The sequence below is a fragment of the Clostridium sp. genome (genome assembly GCF_047718555.1).
Classification (GTDB): domain Bacteria; phylum Bacillota; class Clostridia; order Clostridiales; family Clostridiaceae; genus Clostridium_I.
In genome coordinates this window covers 1-7,649 of sequence record NZ_JBDNRK010000094.1, presented here as the reverse complement: position 1 = coordinate 7,649, position 7,649 = coordinate 1, and the positions used below count along the sequence as shown (strand labels likewise).

Below are 7,649 nucleotides of genomic sequence, written 5' to 3'. Positions count from 1 at the left end.
TAATTTTCAAAGATCAATTTCTGTCATCTGACAGCTTTTATATAATATCATTATTTAGACATCCTGTCAACAATTTTTTCAAATTTATTTTATCCGATGACTACCATCCGTAATACTCCCAACTTCTATCAAAGTGGGAGATAACGGCTGCTACGTCCCTGGATAACGATTTCTAAGTTTCAGCTGGAGAAAAAAACTCCACCTGAAACAAAGAACTCTGTTTATAATCTATAGGTTGAATTACTTTTAAAATCTAACTATAATATATTTTTTCATAATGGTAAAACTATCAATGAATCTTACTCAATGGAAGTTTGTATTCCCACTGAGTTTAAATGAATTATCCAGTGACGCGCCCATGTTATCTCCACCTTTAGGGAAGCAGAGAACCAAAATCTTAGATTTTGTGTGAATCGCTTTCGCTGTGTGCAAGCAAGCAAAACAAAATTTATTTTGTATTTGTTCGCTTTCACAGAGTGTGGTGGAGTGTTACAGCAGCTAGTCATCGGATAAATAAAATTATAGGAAGGAAATAACTGCGATATAATATATTAAAACTTCATTGAAGATATAATTTTTTATAATAATATCTTTACTGTTATACTAATATTTCTTTTAAGCAGTGAAAAACGATATGACAAAAAATGAAACTACTTACATACTAGGAGCAGGCTTTAATCAATGCGTAAAAAATATTAATGGATTAAAACCACCTCTTTCAACAAATTTTTTCAACAATATATTAAAAAATAAGAAATCAAATATTGCGGAGGAGAAAACACAACTAGTATATGATTATATATATAAGTATTGGAAAAAATCAAAAAAAAATCTTCTCTACGATGACTTTGATTTAGAGGAATGTTTCACGTTATTACAGCTGCAACTATTGGAAGCCTCCAACAATAATGACCAAGAACTGATAACTAATTTGCTAAAAATAAATTCCACATTAAAATTTATTTTTATAGAAAGTCTATGTGAATTTGAATCTATCAGTAATTCATCTAATTTAATGCTAAATTTTGCTTCACTTATATACAGCAAAAAACCAAATATTCTTACCTTTAACTATGACTGTAACTTGGAAACAGCAATAGAAACTGTATCCAGCAATAAGTGGAGTTCTTTTCTTAGTTATGGAGTGAAATTTGATAAAATACAGACAATGAAAAATAATGGTATAGCCTATATAAAAAAAGATGGTTTTTATAATATGCCAAATAGTTCTTTTTATAATTGGAATATTTTAAAACTTCATGGATCGCTAAATTGGTTCAAATGTATACCTGCAAGTGAATACATTTTATTTAAAAATCATAGAAATGGTTCAAATTGTAAAAAAGTTCAATTTATACTATCTGATACCAACAGATACTTCGATGAATATGCTGACAATAATTTAATAGTAGACCCCCTTATAATACCTCCCGTTCTATATAAAGATTATTCTCAAGACATAATCTCCACTTTATGGGATAGTGCTAAAGAGATTTTATCTTGCTGCAAAACTCTTATAGTTATCGGTTATTCTTTTCCTCCAACAGATTTTGGCATAAAAAAACTTTTATTGGAGGCCTTTGAATTTAACAGATTAGATAATTTGATAATTGTAAATCCAAATACTTCAGTCATAAATACAGTAAAACAACTTACTCATTATAATAAACCTGTACTTGTATGCAATGATTTGAGTGAATTTCTAGACAATATCCAAGTCATGCCTATTTAAAATATCTATTTTATTGTATTTAATTTTTTAATATTTCAATGATATCAAGAATAAACCTTGCTGTTAAGCCCCATATAACTTCTTCTTTATATTTATAGGCATAAATACTATGTTTATAATTTCCCCAAGGCTTTGAATAAATCTTCGGCAAATTAAGCTCATCATAAGGTAGTAATAAGGTTTCCTTTCCATTGCTATCAATGGTAGATGGATGAGCCTTTATATTAACATAGTATTTTTCGGGTTTGTTTTTTTCAAAAAATGATACCGGTACAGTAAAAATATATTGAACTTCAGAAATATTAATTTTTATTTCTTGTAAATCTTTAATATTTAATATACCTACATATCCATCTACCATAGCCCCTATTGGTGAAAATACTGTATTCGTCCTGCCTATAATATTTATTTTTTCTTTTCCTATAGAGAATTCTTCATAAGTCTCTCTCAATGCAGTTTCTTGTGAGTCCTTATCAATTACAGGGTCAATTTTGCCACCTGGAAAGCATATTTCTCCTGCTTGACTTATATTTTCACTTCTCTTTTGAAATATAAAATAATATTCTTCTTTTATTAGAATCAAAGGAATCAAAACCGAAGAATTAAAAAATTCATCTCTTCCGCTTATATCTATAACTTTAGGAAAAGATTTTTTAAGCTTATTTAAATTATCATTATTCATCCATTCACACTCCGCTAATTCAATAATAATTGATCATTTGCAGAATTCTAATTATGAAATTTCAAGACTTTCAAGCATCAATCTACTTTTTTCATGCACTTTACCAGCGGTCATAAAAGTTCCTTAAAAATCTTGAAAATTTTCACTACTCTTTGTCTGCAAATTACCCATTCACTAATTACTTTCCAGCTATAGATACATCAAACATTTCAATTGCCTTAGGACCAATAAAGCCATCAGTATTTTGTAATTCCTTAGATAAAAATATATTAGAATGTATATTATTTATGTTCCCTGACAATGATCCCCCAGTTATTGCCATAATATCATTCCCATCAAAGTACCATCCTAATCTTATTTCCCCACCAAAATTTCCTGTTACTGAATCCAATTGAAAATCTGAAAAAGCAACTAATTCCACATATTTTTCCTTCTTCATATCGCTTATATTCTTAGTTCCTGATTTTATTTTAAAGTTACTTATGTTTCCCGTTACTTCAGTATTTAAATAGTGACTATGTCTAAAATCTCCATGGTACTTTTTTAACTTTCCATCTTCAATTATATTAATCTTTGATAGACTAATACCATCATTATCAAAAGGCTCTGAATATATAGAATTTTTAACGTTTGGATCAAGCTCTAAATTTATAAAATCACCATTTATTTTATCCCCTTGAATATAATCACCAATTTTTAAATTAGACAGTTTATTATATAATGCATCTACTCTTGTTTTATCAACATAATATTTTAATATTTCCTTTACTGGTTCATCTCTCAAAATAACTTTATATTTCCCTGACTCAACAGTTTCCTCAGCATTTGCTCTTTCTTTAGCTAAAAATATTGTTTCTTTAACTGCATCTGAAATAAACTCAGGTTCATAGTCAGAAAATGTAAGCATTTTATATAATTCTATCTCTTCCTTCTCTTTCCAATTCACTACAAATTCTATCATACCTTTATAATTCTCAAAACTCCTATCTATACCTTCTGAGGTAATAATCCTTTTATATACTTTATTAAGAAATAATTCTGCTGAATTTATACCTCCTTTTTCTTCTTTATCATTAATATATAAAGCTTCCGTAAGCTTTGGCATCCAATCACTTAATTCCTTAGTAGAAAATTTACTTTCAATATTAAAAATAGTTTTATTATCTTTCTGAGGCAATGTATAATACTGATTTTTCACAAATTGAGCAGCAAAGATATTGCTTTCTACAATTTTTTGTATCTCATCATCATTCATACCAGGATGAACATCAAAAGTTGAACTACCTGTGAACTTTTCTCCATTCTCTTGAAAATGTTTATAAACAGTAATTTTAAAATGCTGAACCTCTTTACTTCTAGTAATATCCAATTCTTTCTTTATAAAAAACAATTCTTCAGAATTAGTTTTTATCTCAATTATCTTATATCCATCTAATTCGTTAAAATTGTCTAATACATTTTTAATTTTATCTATCATCATCCTAACCTCACTCTTGCCTTAATATATGGTCCACCACTTGATACTTTTACAAATTCCTTATATCCCTTACCACAAGCACCTGAACCTTTTAATTCAGACTCATCAGAAATCATTGAAATAGACTTTAAAAGATCTGGAACATATCCTGTCATAACCACAGGCGACACAATATTGCCCGTAAATTTTCCGTCTTTTATTTCTAGACCATAATTACCCATACATTGAATTCCCCAATTCTTAGGATCTTCCATACCACTTGTAGGACAGTCTAAAAAATACCCATATTTTATTGAAGCTATCATATCCTCTAATTTATCTGTTCCATTTTCAAAAAATGTATTTGTCATTCGTGTATAAACTTTTCTTTCAAAAGATTGCCTTTTTCCATTGCCTGTTGGCTTTATTCCCAATCTTAAAGAAGATAACAGATCACATATACCTGTTTTTAGAATTCCATTTTTTATTATTGTTGTATCTCCGCCCATGATACCTTCATCATCAAAAAGATAAGAAGATACTTCCATGGCTGAAGCTGCACCGTCTCTCATGGTCACAATAGGTGAAGCAACTGGTTTATTTATATATTCCCTTGCTTTAGCTCTATTTTTAACAAACATATCCATCTCCACTCCATGGCCAAAAGCTTCATGAGCAATTATTCCAGATACATCTGGCGAGCATACTGCATCATATTCACCTGGCTCCAGTGGTTTTGCACCTAATAATCTAACTGCCATATTAACCGTTTCATCAACTTTAGAATCCATTTCTTCTAAAATTTCTGCACCTTTAAGTCCAGAAAATGAACAAAAGTTAAACTTTGTATTCTCTTCTTTCCTAGTTATGGGAAAAATATATCCCTCGCTCCAAACATAAGATTGACTTAACTCTTTCTTATTTGTAATAAATATTTTTGAAACATGCACTTGCTGTAATTTAAATTTACAATCAATTAAAAAATCAGAAATTAATGTTGCCTTTTTACTCAATTCCGTTAATTTACCTATTATCTCTTTATCGCTAATTTCCTCAAAGGAAATCTCAACATCTCCTAGAAAACTTTTACTTATTTCTTCTTCGGATATAATTGGATATGCTGTTATATTTACTAATTTCCTTATTTTTTGTATTTGGTCATTAACCCTCTTTTTTATATTTTTTACTATTTCTTCAATGCTTATAGTGTCAATATCGTTAAAAGAGTATTCCGAATAACCTATACCATTATATACCCGAACAACAAAACCTCTTTCATTCCAAAAAGAATCTTCAACAGAAATACCTGTTTTTTGAACTAAGTACTGTTTTCCAAAGGAATCTGTTCCTAATACAGATACGTATTTAAAATCTATAGACAAAATGTCTATTAATTTTTTTAGCATGGACTTCTTTTCTAATAAAAAGTTTGATATTTTAACTTTCATACTTTATCACCTCTATTTTTCCATTATAAATAAAATGCTTAATTTAAACAATATATTAAAATAATAGCTAAAATCTACTATTAGCTGTATACATATAAATTTATACTTTTTATATATTAGCTTTAATACAATTTATATTAAGCTTATATATCATATCCTTTCGTTCTACTACTATACTTATCTTTTTACCAAGTGATTCATTCAATAATATTTTTTGTAAAAGTTCCCTAGTTGGATTTATACAAGTAGGATATCTTACAGCTTCCAGCATGGTTAAATCACCAGAAGTATCTCCATAAGCATAAGATTTACTTAGATCTATATCATAAAGCTTAATTAAATCATCTATAGCTTTTCTTTTACTATTACTATCCCACATTGGAATAACCTCACCTGTATATATATCTCCATCTAATAGATACTTAGCTCCTCTATAGTCATCAAAACCATGTTTCATTGACATTTCCTTTACTAGCTCTAAAGGACTTCCTGATATTGTTATTATCTTATGTCCTCGTTCCTTATGCCATTTTATTCTATCTCTAGTATAAGTATAAACCCTATCTCCTTTTTGAGAGACAACCTGCTTTGCTATAAATTCAACCTGAGACTTATGCAATCCTTTAACTGCTCCAACATATATATCTGCCATCTTTAATAAATAATTATCATAATTACCTATTCTTATATCCCATTTTTCATACTCAGGTTTAACTTCTTCAAACCAAGTTCTTTCTTCAATTATTTCATATTTTATAAGTTTTTTAAATACTTCTGTAATAAGTGCTTCCCTATATAAAGTTCCATCTATATCAAAAAAAGCTGCTATAGTCTTCACGTATATCCCACCTTTTAATACTTAATCTATACTATAATTTATTTTTTAAAATTATCACTGCATAAAATCAATTATACAACTAATAAATAAAATATACTTTCTCATATTATTCCTCATATATTTATCAATCATTTTGGTTAAATTAATATTAAATCATATTTACAAATATATTAAGACTTTATTCCATGCTATCTCAAGAATCATTATTTATCAAGATAGTTCTGTATTAAATACTATGACTACATTATATTAAGGAGTAATGAAAATGGATAATAATAAAAATTTAAACAAAACACAACCAAAATCTAATCCTGAACTAAGAAAAATATTTTTTAAAAATGGAGGAAATATAGGCATTGAAAATGGAGAAAAAATTGGTGCTGATGCAAATTCCAAAAAATACACAAAACGTTCAAAACTCTCTCATAACAAATAATAGTAAATTAATATTATTAGCCTTAAAAATATCTGTTGCACTATGAATTTGAGATAGATCACTATGAAATTATTATGTCAATGAATCTTACTTAGTGGGAATTTGTACTCTCACTAAGTTTAGATGAATTATCCATGGACGTGTCGCTGTTATCTTTACCTAAAAAACAGAAAAGCAAAATTTTAAATTTTGTGTGAATCTCTTTAACAGAGTACGATGAAGTATTTCAGTGACTAGCCATAGGATAAATTAAAAATTCATAGTGTTTTATTATTTTATTCTTGTTAATTATAAAATATTCAAATTAATATAGTATTGATATTTAATATTGATTATTATATAATAATTATAGTGATATAAAATATATAAAGTTGGTGATTCAAATGGATATAAAAGAAGGCTTAAAAGCACCAGATTTTATTTTAACTGGTTCTGATAGAAAGCAGCATAAATTAAGTGATTATATAGGGAAAAAAGTAATCCTTTATTTTTACCCTAAAGATAACACTCCAGGATGTTCTAAGGAAGCTACTTGTTTTGTTGATAGTATTGAAAATTTTAATAACTTAAATGCTATAATTTTAGGAATAAGCAGAGATACTTTGGATTCACATGATAAATTTATAAAAAAATTAAACATACCTTACATACTACTATCAGATGATAATGAACAGGTATGTAATTTATATGATGTATTAAAAGAAAAAACTATGTTTGGAAAAAAGAAAATTGGTATTGAACGTAGTACATTTATAATTGATGAAACTGGTAATATAAAAAAAATATATAGAAAAGTAAAAGTAGATGGTCACATAGAAGACATACTTAAAAATATTCAATAAACTGGATTATAATATATATTTACACTTGCTATTATACTTTTTATATTGATATATAATTAATTTATTATCCCCCAAAGATTAGTTTTGTTTAAGTATAGGAAAAATCCTATACTATTTTTTTACAATAAAAAAAGACTTAAGTAATAAACTTAAATCTTTTTGGTGGCCAATCCAGGAATCGAACCAGGGACACGAGGATTTTCAGTCCTCTGCTC

7 protein-coding genes are annotated in these 7,649 nt (G+C 27.7%); 3 read left to right on the top strand and 4 right to left on the bottom strand.

The features are described 5' to 3' along the window. Positions 1-634 precede the first annotated feature (634 nt). The gene (locus ABF633_RS20130) at positions 635-1,732 is read left to right on the top strand and encodes a hypothetical protein (RefSeq protein WP_415526408.1); all 1,098 of its coding nucleotides are present in this window, start codon (positions 635-637) and stop codon (positions 1,730-1,732) included. A gap of 19 nt (positions 1,733-1,751) precedes the next feature. Here the strand turns inward: ABF633_RS20130 and ABF633_RS20125 are convergent, their stop codons facing one another. The 4 genes from ABF633_RS20125 to ABF633_RS20110 form a co-directional block, all read right to left on the bottom strand. Beyond that, a complete protein-coding gene (locus tag ABF633_RS20125) occupies positions 1,752-2,414 on the bottom strand; it encodes an NUDIX hydrolase (RefSeq protein ID WP_415526406.1) in 663 nt (220 codons plus the stop codon). A 178-nt stretch (positions 2,415-2,592) separates the two neighbouring features. Further along, on the bottom strand, positions 2,593-3,891 hold the full coding sequence (locus ABF633_RS20120; RefSeq protein WP_415526404.1) for a metallopeptidase TldD-related protein: 1,299 nt from the start codon (positions 3,889-3,891) through the stop codon (positions 2,593-2,595). Further along, positions 3,891-5,318: a TldD/PmbA family protein gene (locus ABF633_RS20115; protein WP_415526402.1), complete on the bottom strand. Its 1,428-nt coding sequence runs from the start codon at positions 5,316-5,318 to the stop codon at positions 3,891-3,893. Before ABF633_RS20115 ends, ABF633_RS20120 begins: the two co-directional genes overlap by 1 nt. A gap of 109 nt (positions 5,319-5,427) precedes the next feature. Then, positions 5,428-6,156, bottom strand: coding sequence for an HAD-IB family hydrolase (locus tag ABF633_RS20110; protein ID WP_415526400.1), 729 nt, complete (start codon positions 6,154-6,156; stop codon positions 5,428-5,430). 265 nt (positions 6,157-6,421) lie between these two features. Here ABF633_RS20110 and ABF633_RS20105 point away from each other — a divergent pair, with 265 nt between their 5' ends. After that, positions 6,422-6,592, top strand: coding sequence for a hypothetical protein (locus ABF633_RS20105; RefSeq protein ID WP_415526398.1), 171 nt, complete (start codon positions 6,422-6,424; stop codon positions 6,590-6,592). Positions 6,593-6,975: 383 nt separating this feature from the next. After that, on the top strand, positions 6,976-7,434 hold the full coding sequence (locus ABF633_RS20100) for a peroxiredoxin (protein ID WP_415526396.1): 459 nt from the start codon (positions 6,976-6,978) through the stop codon (positions 7,432-7,434). Positions 7,435-7,649 lie beyond the last annotated feature (215 nt).